The organism is Bacteroides mucinivorans, assembly GCF_034654355.2.
Taxonomy (GTDB): domain Bacteria; phylum Bacteroidota; class Bacteroidia; order Bacteroidales; family Bacteroidaceae; genus Bacteroides; species Bacteroides nordii.
This window is the reverse complement of sequence record NZ_CP178179.1, coordinates 3,555,654-3,572,308: the sequence shown is the minus strand read 5'-3', so window position 1 is coordinate 3,572,308 and position 16,655 is coordinate 3,555,654. Positions and strand designations below refer to the sequence as shown.

Annotated in this window: 17 protein-coding genes; 2 read left to right on the top strand and 15 right to left on the bottom strand. The window is 44.6% G+C overall.

All coding sequences use genetic code 11. The features are described 5' to 3' along the window. Positions 1–299 precede the first annotated feature (299 nt). Together VCM39_RS13880 and VCM39_RS13875 are read left to right on the top strand one after the other, a co-directional pair. Positions 300–2,336, top strand: a complete 2,037-nt coding sequence (locus tag VCM39_RS13880; RefSeq protein WP_221648779.1) for a thiamine pyrophosphate-dependent enzyme — start codon at positions 300–302, stop codon at positions 2,334–2,336. A 192-nt stretch (positions 2,337–2,528) separates the two neighbouring features. Then, positions 2,529–3,023 carry a flavodoxin gene (locus tag VCM39_RS13875; RefSeq protein WP_221648778.1) on the top strand — a complete coding sequence of 165 codons (495 nt, stop codon included), beginning with the start codon at positions 2,529–2,531 and terminating at the stop codon, positions 3,021–3,023. 127 nt (positions 3,024–3,150) lie between these two features. Here VCM39_RS13875 and VCM39_RS13870 read toward each other — a convergent pair whose 3' ends face one another. The 15 genes from VCM39_RS13870 to VCM39_RS13800 form a co-directional block, all read right to left on the bottom strand. Continuing rightward, a complete protein-coding gene (locus VCM39_RS13870) occupies positions 3,151–4,041 on the bottom strand; it encodes a hypothetical protein (protein ID WP_195350721.1) in 891 nt (296 codons plus the stop codon). 21 nt (positions 4,042–4,062) lie between these two features. Continuing rightward, positions 4,063–4,527, bottom strand: coding sequence for a DUF4252 domain-containing protein (locus VCM39_RS13865; protein ID WP_221648776.1), 465 nt, complete (start codon positions 4,525–4,527; stop codon positions 4,063–4,065). A gap of 40 nt (positions 4,528–4,567) precedes the next feature. Beyond that, positions 4,568–4,993, bottom strand: coding sequence for a hypothetical protein (locus VCM39_RS13860; protein WP_322933696.1), 426 nt, complete (start codon positions 4,991–4,993; stop codon positions 4,568–4,570). Next, entirely contained in the window at positions 4,990–5,511 is a 522-nt protein-coding gene (locus VCM39_RS13855; protein ID WP_221648775.1) for an RNA polymerase sigma factor, read from the bottom strand. The genes VCM39_RS13860 and VCM39_RS13855 overlap by 4 nt, the downstream gene beginning before the upstream one ends. A gap of 503 nt (positions 5,512–6,014) precedes the next feature. Next, entirely contained in the window at positions 6,015–6,458 is a 444-nt protein-coding gene (locus VCM39_RS13850; RefSeq protein ID WP_002561687.1) for a VOC family protein, read from the bottom strand. A gap of 65 nt (positions 6,459–6,523) precedes the next feature. Further along, on the bottom strand, positions 6,524–7,510 hold the full coding sequence (locus VCM39_RS13845; protein WP_195349549.1) for a Gfo/Idh/MocA family protein: 987 nt from the start codon (positions 7,508–7,510) through the stop codon (positions 6,524–6,526). Between the two features lie 400 nt (positions 7,511–7,910). Continuing rightward, positions 7,911–8,741 carry a transporter substrate-binding domain-containing protein gene (locus VCM39_RS13840; protein WP_322933697.1) on the bottom strand — a complete coding sequence of 277 codons (831 nt, stop codon included), beginning with the start codon at positions 8,739–8,741 and terminating at the stop codon, positions 7,911–7,913. A 15-nt stretch (positions 8,742–8,756) separates the two neighbouring features. Continuing rightward, positions 8,757–10,823: a putative porin gene (locus VCM39_RS13835; RefSeq protein ID WP_221648774.1), complete on the bottom strand. Its 2,067-nt coding sequence runs from the start codon at positions 10,821–10,823 to the stop codon at positions 8,757–8,759. Between the two features lie 148 nt (positions 10,824–10,971). After that, the gene (locus VCM39_RS13830) at positions 10,972–11,514 is read right to left on the bottom strand and encodes a 2-oxoacid:acceptor oxidoreductase family protein (RefSeq protein ID WP_221648773.1); all 543 of its coding nucleotides are present in this window, start codon (positions 11,512–11,514) and stop codon (positions 10,972–10,974) included. A 49-nt stretch (positions 11,515–11,563) separates the two neighbouring features. Next, entirely contained in the window at positions 11,564–11,917 is a 354-nt protein-coding gene (locus tag VCM39_RS13825) for a four helix bundle protein (protein ID WP_221648772.1), read from the bottom strand. A gap of 28 nt (positions 11,918–11,945) precedes the next feature. Then, complete coding sequence (locus tag VCM39_RS13820) at positions 11,946–12,710, bottom strand: thiamine pyrophosphate-dependent enzyme (RefSeq protein WP_002561682.1); 765 nt, start codon at positions 12,708–12,710, stop codon at positions 11,946–11,948. A 386-nt stretch (positions 12,711–13,096) separates the two neighbouring features. Beyond that, positions 13,097–14,176, bottom strand: a complete 1,080-nt coding sequence (locus tag VCM39_RS13815) for a 3-methyl-2-oxobutanoate dehydrogenase subunit VorB (RefSeq protein WP_322933698.1) — start codon at positions 14,174–14,176, stop codon at positions 13,097–13,099. Between the two features lie 12 nt (positions 14,177–14,188). Beyond that, positions 14,189–14,416 carry a ferredoxin family protein gene (locus VCM39_RS13810; RefSeq protein ID WP_002561679.1) on the bottom strand — a complete coding sequence of 76 codons (228 nt, stop codon included), beginning with the start codon at positions 14,414–14,416 and terminating at the stop codon, positions 14,189–14,191. A gap of 21 nt (positions 14,417–14,437) precedes the next feature. Then, positions 14,438–14,716, bottom strand: coding sequence for a tetratricopeptide repeat protein (locus VCM39_RS13805; protein ID WP_195349551.1), 279 nt, complete (start codon positions 14,714–14,716; stop codon positions 14,438–14,440). A gap of 347 nt (positions 14,717–15,063) precedes the next feature. Continuing rightward, positions 15,064–16,467, bottom strand: a complete 1,404-nt coding sequence (locus VCM39_RS13800; RefSeq protein WP_025867700.1) for a glycoside hydrolase family 28 protein — start codon at positions 16,465–16,467, stop codon at positions 15,064–15,066. Between the last annotated feature and the right edge of the window lie 188 nt (positions 16,468–16,655).

Here is a 16,655-nt window from a genome sequence, read left to right as displayed (position 1 = left end):
TTGGGGATGCTGTTATGACACACCTGTGTCACCGGTCATGACACACCTGTGTCACCAGTCATGACACACCTGTGTCACCAGTCATAACACACTGATGTCACCGAGCATGACATCACGATGTCACCAGGCATGACATCACGATGTCACCGGGCATGACATCACGATGTCACAACACCCCCTCCCGAAGCCTCCCTCGAAGTATCCCCTAAATGTCAAATAAAAATACACATCGATAACCCCATTAATATACAATCATCGCCTGCCGCACCTCCCCGTGCGGGAAGCACAAAGAACTATTTATGAAGAAATATGATATTAAGACTACTGACGAAGCCACGCTTCGTAAGTGGTATCATCTGATGACCCTGGGACGTGCCCTTGACGAGAAAACGCCGTCTTATTTATTACAATCTCTGGGTTGGTCTTTCCATGCCCCTTATGCGGGGCATGATGGCATTCAGTTAGCTATCGGGCAGGTTTTCACCAAAGGAGAAGATTTTCTTTTCCCATACTATCGCGATATGCTTACCGCTCTTTCTGCCGGAATGAGTGTAGAGGAACTGATTCTAAACGGCATTTCCAAAGCTACCGACCCCGGTAGTGGCGGTCGTCATATGTCCAATCACTTCGCCAAACCGGAGTGGCACATTGAAAATGTCTCTTCTGCCACCGGTACACACGACTTGCATGCCGCAGGCGTAGCCCGGGCTATGGTTTACTACGGCCACCGGGGGGTTGCGATCACTTCGCATGGTGAATCGGCCTCCTCCGAGGGCTTTGTTTATGAAGCTGTCAATGGGGCCAGTCTTGAGCGCCTGCCTGTTATCTTTGTATGGCAGGACAATGGTTATGGTATCTCTGTTCCGAAAGATGAGCAGACTGCCAACCGTAAAGTTGCCGATAATTTCTCCGGCTTTAAGAATCTGAAAATCATTCATTGTAACGGCAAAGACGTGTTCGACTCTATGAATGCGATGACCGAAGCCCGTGAGTTTGCCATTGCCAATCGCACCCCGGTGATTGTGCATGCCAATTGTGTCCGTATCGGTTCGCATTCCAATTCGGACAAGCATACCCTTTACCGCGATGAGAACGAACTTACCTATGTGAAAGACGCCGATCCGCTGATGAAATTCCGCCGGATGTTGCTCCGTTACAAACGACTGTCGGAAGAGGATTTGCAAAAGATAGAAGCCGAAGCGAAAAAAGAGCTTAGTGCTGCCAATCGCAAAGCACTTGCTGCTCCCGATCCCGATCCGAAGTCGATTTTTGACTTTGTACTGCCGGAACCTTATGAACCGAAGAAGTACCCGGATGGAACTCACAATGAGGTAGAAGGAGAGAAGGCTTTTATGGTGACTGCTATTAATGAAACACTGAAATCTGAGTTCAGGCGCAATCCCGATACCTTTATCTGGGGACAGGATGTGGCAAACAAAGAAAAAGGAGGCGTATTTAATGTCACCAAAGGCATGCAACAGGAGTTTGGCGATGCCCGTGTATTCAGTGCACCGATTGCCGAAGATTATATCGTAGGTACAGCCAATGGTATGTGTCGCTTCGACCCGAAGATACATGTTGTGATAGAGGGTGCTGAGTTTGCCGATTATTTCTGGCCGGCCGTAGAGCAGTACGTAGAGTGTACACACGAGTACTGGCGAAGCAACGGAAAATTTGTTCCCAATATCACCCTGAGATTAGCTTCGGGTGGTTATATCGGTGGCGGACTGTATCACTCCCAAAACATAGAAGGAGCTCTTACCACCCTTCCCGGAGCGCGGATTGTGTGTCCTTCTTTTGCCGATGATGCGGCCGGACTGCTTCGTACAAGTATGCGTTCGCGGGGATTCACTTTGTTTATTGAACCGAAAGCTCTGTACAATTCAGTAGAAGCCTCAGCCATTGTGCCCGAAGATTTTGAGGTACCTTTTGGTAAGGCCCGTATCCGTCGTGAAGGTTCCGATCTGAGTATTATCACTTATGGCAATACTACCCATTTTTGCCTTAACGTAGCCGAACGCCTGGCGAAGGAAAACGGATGGGAAGTGGAAGTGATCGACCTTCGTTCACTGATCCCGTTAGACAAAGAGACTATCTTTGAATCGGTAAAGAAAACCAGCAAGGCATTGGTGGTGCACGAAGATAAAGTCTTTTCGGGCTTTGGTGCCGAGGTAGCTGCTACTCTTGGGACAGAGATGTTCAGGCATCTTGATGCCCCTATTCGTCGCGTAGGTTCCACATTTACACCGGTTGGGTTTCATCCGGCACTGGAACGTGCTATTTTGCCCGATGAAGAAAAGATATATGCAGCAGCAAAAGAGTTATTGGAATATTAAGAAAGATAGATTGATAAATAATCGTTCATCATTATATGATACTGTTATTGAAACGCAGAAACTCGCAGATTCACGCAAAGCCTATCATCGCTCAAGTATAGCGCAGCCATTTAATCTGTGAAAATCTGCGATCATTTGCGTTTCAATAAAACACTGTCACATAGTATGAACTTAATTTGAAGTATTACTTATATGAAAAAGATAGCATTGATTTACGCTGCCAATTCGGATAAGACGGCCTTGGTAGCAAAAAAGATACAAAAAGAGCTGGGTGATGCAGTTGAGATAGTCTCTGTAGAGAACGCCTGGCAGAATGATTTTGAAGCATACGACCATTTGATTGTGGGAGCTTCTACCTGGTTTGACGGAGAACTGCCTACCTATTGGGATGAACTTCTGCCGGAGCTGAGGACACTTCAACTGAAGGGAAAGAAAGTAGCCATCTTTGGCCTGGGTGACCAGGCAAAGTATCCTGATAACTTTGTAGATGGTATGGGCATACTGGCAGATGTTTTTGAAGAAGACGGAGCCACCCTGGTTGGTTTCACTTCTACAGAGGGATATAAATTTAATAAGTCTCGTGCACTGCGTGGCAATCAATGGTGTGGCTTGGTTATTGATCTTGATAATCAGGCGGAACTGACGGACAAGCGGGTGAGGGAGTGGTGCAAGGAGATTATAAAGTAGTGATTAGTGATAAGTGATAAGTGATTAGTGGGCTGCGCTATGGCAACGATTGCGCAGCCCACTAATCACTAATCACTTATCGTTAATCACTTATCGCTAATCACTTACCACTAATCACTCTCTCTCCCTACCAATACCAACAAATACCGAAAGCCATTGGCGATACATCCGGTCCCTTTCCTTTTTCAAAGAGTCCGTAGGTAGAATAGCGCAGATAGAAACCCAGGCTGCCATATCCAGCTTGTGCCAACAGGTTGATACCTACCGGGTGTACATACATGCCTTTACCCAGTGTCTCTTTGTGTCCGTTTACTTTTGCCATTGATTTCACACCGTGGCGTATTTCCACTTCCGGTCCGGCAGCGAAGAATACGGGGCGACGTCCGTTGATTCTTGTCTGCCATTCGATAGAGATAGGAATACGAAAATGGAAGTAGCGCAGACGGCTTTTGTTATACATCGTTTCCTCATCTCCGTCAAAGACACCCGTGCTGCCTTCTGCTTTTAGGAAAGCCTGATTGCCGTCCAGACGGAAAGAGGTATATCCCCAACCCAGCCCGAAGGTCATTCCCCAGTGACGATCACGGGTCAGAGCAATATGGCTGGAGAAAAGATTGGCGCCGATTTCCCAGGATTTACCGGCATCCAGTGATGCTTTTCCGGTGGGGCCGAAACTATAGAAATCATTCGTGAGACGGCTGAATCCCATATAAAAACCACTGGAATGTGGGTCGAAGCGGTTGCGCTTTTTCGGTGCAAAGGGGAGCGCATCCAATATGCTTGGGCGGTCAGAGTCGATACGGGTGAGGTAGACGCCTTCAAAAAGCTTTTCTTCCTGTCTGGTGTCGTTACTGATATTCTCTTCGTAGATTTTGATTTTCACGTTACCTTCTCCCTTCAGGATAATGATAGAGTCGCCGGAAGTGTTTACGGTCGTTTGTTTTCTGGTTTCGTTTTCTTGTGCTGCAATACCCATGAACGGGAAGAGCATCATACATGCTAAAATGATCTTTTTCATGTCTTTATCGTTTTTATTGTTTTAGTTTTTTCTTTGGAATAAGAGTGCTACAAGCTCGTCCGAATTCAGATTGCCTTCGATATAGATCAAGGTAGCGCTGTTTTTCTTCCCGATCTTGAACAGGAGGAAACGGTTCAGCTTCTCTTTGCCTTTTTTCACCTGAGTGAGTTGGTAATAGGCAGTCAGCAGTTTACCGTCTTCGATGATCTCCTGTATTTTTTTCATAGTTCCTTCTTTCTGGTCTTTCTCCAGACAATCCAGTATATAAGGTAATGCTTCTGTCACATCTTTGAAAACCAGACTTTTGTATAGGTCGATACGGTAGGAGTCCAGCATGTCTCGGGACAATTCTACCATCGTCACACCCTTTTGCTTGCCGTATTTCTGAAATACGGAAGCACTGTGCAGATCTTCCTGTGCCTTTATACCAGCCGGGAAGGCAGCTAATAGCAGGATGATAAGTGTTGTGCGAATGACTGTATTCATATAGGTTCTTTTTATTTTTTTTGATAGTTTACTACTGTTTCTATTCACCAAAGAGGCTGTCGAGAAGTTCATCTTCGTCGAGGCTTACATTGCGGAAAGCCACCATAGCTTGTTCGCGCACCAGATTTTCGTCCGTGTAGCACTTACCGTCGATGATGACGTAGCTGTCGGGCATAGCGTTGAAGTGACGGTGAATACCGGCAATGCCCAGTAGCAGAAGCAGTCCGGCGGCAATTCCGCTCAGGGTGTAGATGGCGTGGCGACGGAGCTTTCTTTGCTTTGTAGCAGGCTCTGTATCGGTGACCTTAGCTTGCCTGTTTTCTTTTTCAAGGAAAGCAAACAGGGGGCTGTATTCTTTCAGGTGTTCCGGCACGATTCCCTGGGTGAAGAAGTGTCTGAGTTCGCGTTCTTCTTCGCAAGAGGTTTCACCTTCAAAGTATTTATTTAATAATTCTTCTATATTCATGCTTCGTTTCTCCTTTTTCTTTCTTGTATGGTTTGCAGGTAAATGTCTCTAACTTTCTTTCGTGCTCTGGACAAGTTGCTGCGGATAGCTTCAGGATTACATCCGGTGATTTCCGCAATTTCGTCTGTTTCGTATTCCTGCACGTCCTTCATTTGTATGATGGTGCGTTGCAGACTGGGTAGCGAGTCGATGATTTCGCGCATCAGGCGGAATTCATCTTTCTCTTCGAGTACTCGCTCCGGAGTAGCCGATTGGCTGGGGGCTTGCACCTGATCCAGTGAAAGGGCGTCCGGGCGTCGGGCCCGCCAGATATCCATGCAGAGGTGGTGCGTCATGGTCATGGCCAAGGCTTCGATACTGCGGTATTCGTCCAGTCTCTGGCGCATATTCCATAGCTTCAGCATGACTTCCTGCACTGCGTCTTCGGCATCGGAGGGATCTTCTGTCAATTTCCGCGCATAGTTTAATAACTTTTCGCGGAGGGGTAGCACGTCTATTTTAAATTGTTTAAGTTCCATTTACATCAATAAGACGGAGGGAGAGGAGAAACGTGACATCAAAGATAGAATTTTTTTAAGTAAACTGGAAAGATAGGCTGCTTTCTGTCTCTGTTACAGTCTTTTTTATTAAGTAATCGTTCATCATTATGTGATACTCTTATTGAAATGCAGAAACTCACAGATTCACGTAAAGCATATCATTGCTCAAGTATAGCGCAGCCATTTAATCTGCGAAAATCTGCGATCATTTGCATTTCAATAAAATGTTGTCATAGTATGAACTAAATTTGAAGTACCACTTACTATTATCAAACTATCATTTGCTGATAAGCTGTTGCATAGGAGTCTTTAAGCAAGGATAAACAATGGTAGAGGTAACGATTGGGTAACCGTTTGGCAAATACTTAACTTTTATTGTTGGCAGATCCTATTCTGATATACTTGAAAACCATGTTGTACCAATAAAGCGGGGAATCTCATACTATCTGAGATTCCCCGCTTTATTGTAAGAGAAAAACTCTTTACTCGTATTTTTTGCATTCTTCTATTAGCTCTTCGCTACATTGTTCCGGAGCTAATGGTGAAAAAAGTTCTATTAAATTATCTTCAGGATCGCGCAAATGCACCGTGCGCATTCCCCAATCAGCCATATTGGTGGGTTCATTAACAAATACCACACCCTTTTCTTTCAACGCTGTATAAGTATCGTCAACATTGTCTACACTGAATGATACAAGTGATTTCTCTCGGAATCCAACAGGCAGTTCTTTATTCGCATTACCTACAGACGGTGCCATCCAGTCGGATACAAAAAGGGCAAATCCTTCTATTCCGTCTGCTACCTTAAAACTGGCATATCCACTGTTCTCATCGCCCCAAGCCGGTTCCAATCCAAGTTGTTCAGAGTAGAACTTAAAACATTTAGCAAAATCCTTAACCAATAATCTTACATTACTAAATTTCATTGTTGTCGAATTTTTATGGTTATTCTTATACGTGTGTTTCTTGAATTATTCATTAGCAATGACTTTTATATCTTTCCCAGTATCTTATCCATCACCCAATTGGTAAGTGTGGCACTTTCGCCGTCGCACGTACAGATTGATTTTCCTAACAGATGGTCTACCACTGCCTGAATAAGCGGTTGTTGTACATGTTCAGGGTTTTCGATATGTATCTCTTCCCGTCCTCGTTCCGTATGTAGTGCAATGGGATCAAATGAAAAGACGGAGAAACAGATCATACCTTTGTCACCGATAATTTCGATACGGTCTTCCTTGGCGGACTCATGTGCAACGAAGCACCAGGAGCCACTCCCTACCAGTCCGTTGTCAAACTGGAAGCAGGCACTCAATGTGTCTTCTGCCGGATACAATCCGCCACGGTTACTTTTATAACCACTGGCTTCGAGGATGCAACCAAACATCTCCTGCAATAAATCTATCTGGTGAGGGGCGAGATCATAGAAATAACCACCTCCGGCGATGTCTGCCTGCACCCGCCAGGGTAGGTTGTCGCGGTTATAGTCCAGATCGCGGGGAGGCTGGGCGAAGCGGATTTGTATATTGATTACATTGCCGATAGCACCTTCTTCCACAAGCTGTTTTACCTTGATGAAGTAGGGCAGGTAGCGACGGTAGTAAGCCACGAAACAAGGAACGCCCGTTTCGCGTGAGATACGGTTGATACGGGTGCACTCTTCATAAGTGACGGCCATTGGTTTCTCTATATAGGCGGGCTTGCCGGCTTTCATTGACATGATGGCGTATGTGGCGTGAGAGGAAGGGGGAGTGGCAATGTAGATGGCGTTTACCTCCGGATCATCAATAAGCTCCTGAGCATCGTCATACCATTTTCTGATACCTCTTTCCTCTGCATAAGCTTTTGCTTTGGAGCCGTCACGACTCATTACGGCCACCACCTCAGAGCCTTCCACCTTTTGGAACGCAGGGCCGCTTTTCTTCTTTGTCACTTCACCGCAACCGATGAAGCCCCATTTAATAATCTTTTCACTCATACCTATCTGTTTTTTTTACGATCACAAAGATAAGAATATTTTTCTGTCAAGAGCATATTTATTGATTCTTAACTTAAAAGCGTTCCTTTTGAGAGAAAATGCTGTTTGCATCATAACACAGTGGTATTTCTATCGTAACATACCGGGAGATGAGCCATAACATACCGGGAAACAAACCGTAACATATTGGGAAACTTTTGGTGAGTGCCGGGGAAAATAGCATGAAGTATCCAGCTCGCAGGCTTTCTATGACGTATGTGCATAAAAAAAGGAGAGCGCGTAGTGTCCCTCCTTTATGTGCAGTTTAACTGAGTCTCCTTTATGAATCCATTGACCAATATACGACATTGAAATCTCAAAGCCAGGCTTTTCACCTTTTTATTTTCTTGCAAATCACTTCCTACTCCTTGCCATAGTATTTTTGGTAGATTTCTTTGTATTCTTTTCCTTCACGGAATTTTGTAAGCCAGGAGTTGAGGCTGTCCAGTAATACAGGTGATTGCTTGCTGACACCCCATGAATAAAATTGTGTAAAGCTGATATCCGTACTGATGTCAAGTTGTGGCAACGAATCTGCCGCTGCCCGGGCAATGCTTTCGTCGCACACGGCATAATCGATATCTCCGTGAGCTACCATTGCTATCAGTTGTTCCGAACCGTATTTTTCTACTTCGTTGGTGTAAATCGTATCTCCTATCTCATTTCCCAGATTGCGAATGCGGAGGATGGATGGCGAACCTTTTACTACATGGAGTGTCCGCCCTGCCAGATCGAGCTGATTTTTGACAAAGAGTGAATCGTGCTCGGATACAGGTTTACGTTGAACTAACACCTGTTTGCTTAGAATGATGGGGGAAGTGAGAAGTAAAGAGTCCTTGAGTTCGCTGGTCACCAGGATGCCGTAGGCGATAACGTCATACTTTCCTGTTTCTAATCCTTGCAACCGTTGCCCGAAACTCATCACTGGAGATACCTGTGCCTGGATTCCCTTATCCCGGGCGAAGGCTTCTATCAGTTCGTAGTGAAAGCCCGTCACCGTATCACCGTCCACGTAAAAGCTGATAGAATTGTATTCTGTTGCTGCATGGAGAATGCCGCTTGCAATGATCTCGGCATAGTCTCGCGGATGTCCGTTCTCTTTCTCCTTCTTCTGTGGCCAGAGCCAAAGTACCAGAAAGCATATGACTCCCAGTAACAGGTATTTCAGATATTTCCGTTTTATTGGTTTCATAGGTTCACGAGGTCATTAATCGTAGAAGTTCCAGGAAACTCCAAACTTTAGCAATCGTGGATTGATCGGATAGTGGGGAGCATAAAACGAGTTCGGCCGATTTATAAGTCCGTCGTTCACGTGATACATCATGACGAAGAAACGTGTCCGTTTCAGGTGCAGATTGGCATATACATTGACAATAGGATAAGCACCTATCTCTACCTGATCTTTGGACGATTGAAGGTAAAATTGTCCGGTAGCAGGCATATAGGCCGGAGCATAATATTTAGTGAAGTAGCGTACATCGGCACCCAGTTGCACACTCAATACTTTCTTTGCGAGTTTAAAGTCGAGGTAAAGATTGTGGTACAACGAGAGAGTGGGGAGCGGAAGCACTGTACTGTTACTTGATTTCTGCCAGGTCACTTCATTGTCCAGATGGAGAATGCCGAGGCGAAAGTCTTGTGCCAGAGTAGCCGAAACTACCTGTACGTTGCCTCCAAATTGTTCGGGCACTGCCTGCTGGTTGAAGTAAGTATAATTCTTGATATTCTCTACGCCTGCTTTCAGATGCGTTTTCCAACGGTCGATGTTTAGTTCTCCTTCTATGCGGGTACGAAATTCCTTGTCCATGTTATCATTGTCCCAATAGAAGTGTTTGGAGTGATAATGGCGCATGTAGAACGAGGGCAGTGTGTTGCTGACAGACGCGCGTGCTATCAGGCTCACCGTATCCTTGCCCAAACGGAAGTTCAGATCGATATCTCCTTTTACGTTGAATTGTCCGATGGCTTTTCCCAATAAGCCTACTTCACCTATGGCGTGGTAGTGGAGTACTTTCCCTTGTCGCTTAGCCAGCTCGCCACCTACAAAAACCTCATTTTCTGTATAGTGATCTTTACTGACAGAGTCTGCATTCATCAGTTCATATTTACTGAGTTTATGCGATATGAAGGCAGTGACCCCGGCTTTGGCATATTTGTTAAAACCTTCGAGCAGGGAGATTCCAAATGTATTCTTTATGCCGATATAGGAGGTGGAATCATCCACCACATAAGGTTGTCCCGGTTTGATGTACGTATTTTGGTAATAATCTTTCAGTTGGTCGTTGGACGTAAATTTACGCTTCGTCCATTCCACCTGCATCGTGTGAATGAAACTGGTGACGGGCACAAACTCTTGTTGAGGAGGCAACGTATCATTTTCCTGTTGAGGGAGGTCGCGATGGAATCCCAGTTTGTAGCGTTGCGTCAGGAATACATAGCTGTCAGTATTACGGGAAGTGGCTGTATTCATCACTGTCGGCATGTTGGTAGATTCATACACTCTTCCACCTTCTGCTGCACCCTCGGGATCTTTGATATAATCGTCGTTCGTGATACCTCCGTTCTCGTTGTTCTTCAGGTAGTTGTAACTATACAGCAAAGTCCCTTCATATTTCTCTCCCATATAACTGATAAAGGGAGCTGCGTTGAAGTATGAGGTACTTGAATGGTTGTAATATCCGCGTCCATACAGATAGTCGATGTTGAAGCCGAAAGCAAGCCGCTTGTTGACATTCACCGAAAAATAAGATTTGAAACGCTCTTCTCCGTTTATTTTGTTACCTGCTTTGTTATAGGTCAGATTCGTATATGGAACATTACTATTGGTAAAATTAAATTCATCAGGCCGCACGAAGAAGAAAGAATATGGCTGCATGAAGATAGTTGGTTCTGCTGCCTGCCGGTCAAAGAAGATACGAGACATACGTGGAGCACCCATGTTACCTAAGTAATTATAGTGTCCGGTCATACCTTCTGTCAGATTAGCATTCTGGTAGTTAAGTCGGACTGTATCGGCAGGAATACGGGTTACGTTTCCCAGATTTTCGCTGACACGCCACATGTAAAGTTTGGGTGGAAGTCCCTGGATTTCTACATTTGCGCTATCCAGACTTTGGGGACGCATGGCAGGGTCTATCTGGTTGCCATATTGGTCTACGATATTGCCAAATTCATCCTGTCGGTCTCCGTACGGATTGTTTGGGTTGACTTGCGCTTGGATAGCCAACTGACCTACGATAAAGAGTAGTATATATGTAAGTAGGATTCGTCTCATAATTGGGCGCAAATATACGACAAAAAAGTTGAAGCTTACAGAGTTGAAACCTTAATTAATTGAAAGTTGAAAATTGAAAATTGAAAGTTAGCTGCGCTGCCATGCTGCATAGTAACTTTCAATTTTCAATTTTCAACTTCCAACTAAATTAAGCCTCCCTGATCAGTTCCATCCCTTTCTTGATGGCTTCTTCATTCATCGGTATCAGGTGATGATGGCGTTCGGGGAGAGTTTTCTTTAATCCTTTGATAACATTTTCCAGCGTTACAATAGGACGTAGTTTCAGTAAGCCACCCAGTACGATCATGTTGAATGCTTTGGCATTCTTCATTTCATTGGCTGCATCCATAGCATCAATGCGGTATACTTTGATGTCTTTGCGGGTAGGTGGGTTGATAATTCCGTATCCGTCGTAGATAAGAATTCCACCCGGCTTGATACGGCTCTCAAACTTCTCGAGCGAAGGCTGGTTTAATATGATAGCTGTGTCATACTGACTTAGAATCGGAGAGGAGATTCTGTCATCACTTACGATCACCGTTACGTTGGCAGTTCCACCGCGTTGCTCCGGTCCGTAAGCTGGCATCCAGGTTACTTCTTTGCCTTCCATCAGTCCGGAATAAGCTAAAATTTTTCCCATAGACAGTACTCCCTGTCCACCGAATCCTGCTATAATTATTTCTTCTTTCATTTTTTAATAATGTGCTAATGTGCCAATGTGCTAATGTGTCAATTAAGGGTTACATTTGCTGTTTGGCCGAATTAATAATGCTGTTTAGTAATCTCAATATGTCGCCGAGGTCATTTAGCAGATTCTTTTCATAGGGATAATTTGTAGCTTCTTCACAAAGCAATAGCCAGTATTTGGTCTCTTCTGCTTCCTTTGCAGCTATTTTGAGTTTATGAATAAAATCAGCTCTACTCTCACAGTTTTGTGCCTCATGTATATTTGCGCCAATAGATGTTCCACTTTTTAATAATTGGTGGGATACTACAAATTTTTTGTTTTGTTCAAGAGTTTCGCAATAGTTTATGATAGATAAAGCAAATGCAAAACTCTTATCCAAAACAATATTTCCAGTCTTTATTGGCATATTGGCACATTGGCATATTGAATAATCATTATTCTTTATTTTTCAAGTCACCGAGCGGATAGAATGGGAACATATGTTCTTCCATCCATTTGTTAGACTTTTCGGGAGTCATTTTCCAGCCGGAACTACAAGTAGAAACAATTTCTACCAGGTTGGAGCCTTTGCCAGCCATAGAGTTTTCAAATGCTTTGCGGATCGCTTTCTTTGCTTTACGGATTGCAGGAACCGATTGTACGGATTGACGGGTAACGTATGCCGTACCTTCCAGTTGCGCAGCAATTTCAGTAATTTTCAGAGGATATCCGTGCAAGTCTACATCACGTCCGTAGGGGCAAGTGGCGGTTTTCATACCCACGAGGGTTGTTGGAGCCATCTGTCCACCGGTCATACCATATATGGCATTGTTGATGAAGATGATAGTGATATTCTCACCGCGATTGAGTGCATGGATTGTTTCGGCTGTACCGATACAGGCAAGGTCACCATCGCCCTGGTAAGTGAATACCAGACGGTCCGGCCATAAGCGTTTGATGGCTGTTGCCAATGCAGGGGCACGTCCGTGGGCTGCTTCCTGCCAGTCGATATCGAGATAGTTGTAAATGAAAACGGCACAACCTACGGGAGAGATACCAACGGTTTTATCTTCCATTCCCATCTCTTCAATGACCTCGGCTATGAGCTTGTGTACCACACCGTGACTGCAACCCGGGCAGTAATGCATGGCGTTATCATTCATCAGAGTCGGTTTTTTATAAACCAGATTCTCGGGCTTGATTATTTCTTCTTTAGTCATAACTTAATTTTTTTTGGTTGATGAGGTTTAAGTTGACAATTTGACAAGTGGATTTACCATCCTGCATCTTGTCTTTTTGTTAACTTTCTCCTTATCTGTTGGTGAATCGTATGAAAAACTCCATCAGCTTGACAAAGATTGCCGCACCGCATACGTATATGAATATCTTGAAATCGTCTGCTACAAAGTAAACGATAATAGCCGCTAAAGCGAGTATGATGAAAAGTATATTCAATACGTTTCTTATTTTATCGGGATTCATCTTTTTATTTACAATTTAAACATTTACAATTTACAAAACTGAACACAGCCATTTACGATTTGAAGTATCTACAATTTGCTTTTATCCGCAAGGCAAATTGTAAATTGTAAATGGTCATTGTATATTACATGATTTTTTCTTTCAGTGCACTCACAATCTCGTCCGGATCGGGCACAATACCACCAAGACGGCCAAAGTGTTCTACTTTTATTTTTCCGTTTACTGCCAGGCGTACGTCTTCGATCATTTGTCCGGCATTCAACTCAGTAACAAGCATACCTTTCACCTTATCGGCATACGCCGCAATAGCTTTTGTGGGGAACGGCCACAGAGTGATAGGACGAAGCATACCTACTTTGATACCCTCTTCACGTGCCAGCTCCATTGCCTTCTGTCCGATACGTGCCATAGAGCCAAATGCTACAATCAGGTATTCCGCATCTTCACAGTCTATTTCTTCAAAGCGCACTTCGTTTTCTTCGATTACGCGGTATTTTGCCTGGAAACGGATGTTGTTCTTTTCCATTTCTTCGGGGCGGAGTTCGAGCGAAGTGATAATATTGGGTTTACGGTCTTTGGTTTTACCGGTAGTGGCCCATGGGCACTGTTCGATTACTTCTGCATCCGTGCGACGGGATTTCATCGGTGGCAATACTACTTTCTCCATCATTTGTCCGATAACACCATCGGCAAGGATGATGGCAGGGTTACGGTATTTGAAGGCCAGTTCGAAAGCGAGCCCAACGAAGTCGGCCATTTCCTGTACAGAAGCCGGGGCAAGTGCAATCAGTTTATAGTCGCCATGTCCACCACCTTTCACCGTTTGGAAATAGTCTGCCTGACTTGGCTGGATGGTTCCCAGACCAGGACCACCGCGCATTACGTTTACGATCAGACAGGGGAGTTCGGCTCCTGCCAGATAAGAGATGCCTTCCTGTTTCAGGCTGACACCAGGGCTTGAAGAGGAGGTCAACACCATTTTCCCACTTCCGGCACCGCCATATACCATATTGATAGCTGCTACTTCACTCTCTGCCTGGAGCACTACCATACCGGTGGTTTCCCACGGTTTCAAGTCGGCCAGCGTTTCCAATACCTCCGATTGCGGAGTAATAGGATAACCGAAGTATCCGTCGGCACCACAGCGAATGGCTGCATGGGCGATGGCTTCGTTACCTTTCATTAATACTACTTCTTCTGTCATAATAATAATTTGCTAATCTACTTTAACTTTATACACAGAGATACATCCGTCCGGACAAACCGTTGCACACGAGCTGCATCCGTTGCAGGTATCTTCCAATACTTGGCGGGCATAATTGTACCCCTTTACATTCACCTCTTTGGTGAGTGATATTACATCGAGCGGACAAGCCACTACACACAGGTTGCAGCCTTTGCAACGCTCCGTGTCGACCACGATTGCTCCTTTAATTTTTGCCATAATCTATCGATTTTATTACGTTTATTGATTATACATGTCTTTGTGATAGAACTCCAGAATATCCATTACCATCTTGCGAGCTTGCAAGGCAGGACTTTCGGGGTTAATCTCGATGGCGGATTGATAATTGTTGAGGGCTTGCTGCCAGTTGCCTTGCTTTCGGTAGGCATTGCCCCGCAGGTAGTAAACTTCGTCTTTGGGGGCGAAGTCTGTTTGAGTGAGAAGAGCATCAAGGGCTTCAATTGCTTTATTTATATCTCCCTGATTGATAAGCTCTTTTATGGTCTCCAATTGTTTCATATTTAAATGAGTTTCAGAGTTTGCACCACAAAGATAGTTTTTTATTTATATACACAGCTTATGTCGTGGGTTAAATTTATCCTTATTGTACTTTTTCTTATCAAAAATGAGGGTGTATAGGTGGGTTTTAACGACATTTTGTTATTTTATGTTTTTAAGCAGAAACTACCTGATTGTTAGCGTATAATGGATTTAATGTAGAAAAAGAAATGGGGGGATTGCATATGTAGATAATGCCAGAAGGAAGCAGTGTAATAATGAAAGTTAAGAAAGGAGCGGATAGGGTGGGAAGAATACGAAAGACTGTACCAGAATGAATCTGGAACAGCCTTTTCTCAATCGTTTTGTTACTTCACGAGTTCACCGTTGATGTACAGATTTTTTAGAGTGACATCGTGAGCACCTTTGATGTCGTTGCCTCCTTTGGCTACGTTGTTGAAGTGAGAATCTTCTACGCTGATATTGTATACATGCTGGTCGTCATCCAGTCCGATGATAAGCACTCCCAGACGGCTTTTTTGGCAGGTTACATTTTTCAGGTGTACATTGCGCACGGTAGGAGTGAAGCCACGGTTGCACTGTTCCCGGTTCTCATATTGCAGATTGATGCGTAGTACGGCTTCCCGGCATTGTCCTACGGTGATGTTGCGTACAAATACATTTTCGATGATTCCACCCCGGCAGGTACTGGTTTTGATACGGATCACCCGGTCGAGATTCGGGCTGTCCATCTGGCAATTCTCAACAAACAGGTTACGATAGCCGCCGGATATTTCACTACCGATAACAACGCCACCATGTCCGTTTTTCATTTTACAGTTGCGTACGATGATGTTTTCGCTGGGTATATTCCATTTGCGCCCGTCTGCATTGCGTCCCGATTTGATGGCGATGCAATCGTCCCCGGTATCAAAAGTGCAGTTCTCTATCAGTACATTTTTGCAGGATTCAGGATCGCATCCATCTCCGTTGGGGCCACGGTTGAATATGTTGACACCACGTACAATCAGGCTTTCGCAGAACAGAGGGTGAATCACCCAAAAGGGAGAGTTCAGTAGTGTGACATCTTCTATCAGGACGGTACTGCATGCATAAAGATTGATTAACTGAGGACGCAGCCCGTCTTCCGGAGTCATGATGCGTTTGTAAACCGGGGTTGATGTTTCGCCGTACATCAGCAGGCGCTCACGTCCACCGTTGCGCTGTGCCACCATTCCCTCTTTCCAGCCATATTTGGGTGCGCCACACATGGGCCACCATGTTTCGTTGGAGCCTTGACCGTCAATGGTTCCTTTGCCGGTAATAGCAATATTGGTTTCGCCATAGGCGTAGATTAGTGGGCGGGCGTTGTAACAATCCAGCCCTTCCCAACGGGTGATTACTCCGGGGAAGTATAAGCTCTGGTCGGTGAGGAATTTTAGTACGGCACCTTCTTGCAGATGAAAGTTAACGTTGCTTTTCAGGGTAATGGGGCCTGTATAAAAGGTTCCTTGGGGGACAACAACTGTGCCGCCACCAGCAAGGCTGCATTTGAGAATAGCCTGGTTGATGGCTTCGTGGCAGGGCTCGGTTTCATTGTCCGGTTTTGCACCAAAGTCAGTGATATTGTAGGTTTGTTTTGGGAAAGAGGTTTTCTTGATTTGTTTTTCAATCTTAGCACTTTCTTTGAATGCTTTGTCAAAGTCAATCGGGTTGGCAAAAGCAATTGCTGTTACTAACAGTAGAGACAGGAAGCTAAATCGTTTCTTCATTTGTTTCTTGTTGTTTTTTTGATGGATATTGGATTTTAAGTATGCAAAAATACGAAGTAATGCGGTTTTTGTGCGATATATTTTGATTGAAAGGGTGTAATTTTTGATTAATATAAGGGGGAGGAGAGGTAGAAAGGGGGATAGTATTATAATAAAAAATAAAGAGAGACATACAGTAATGCGTCTCT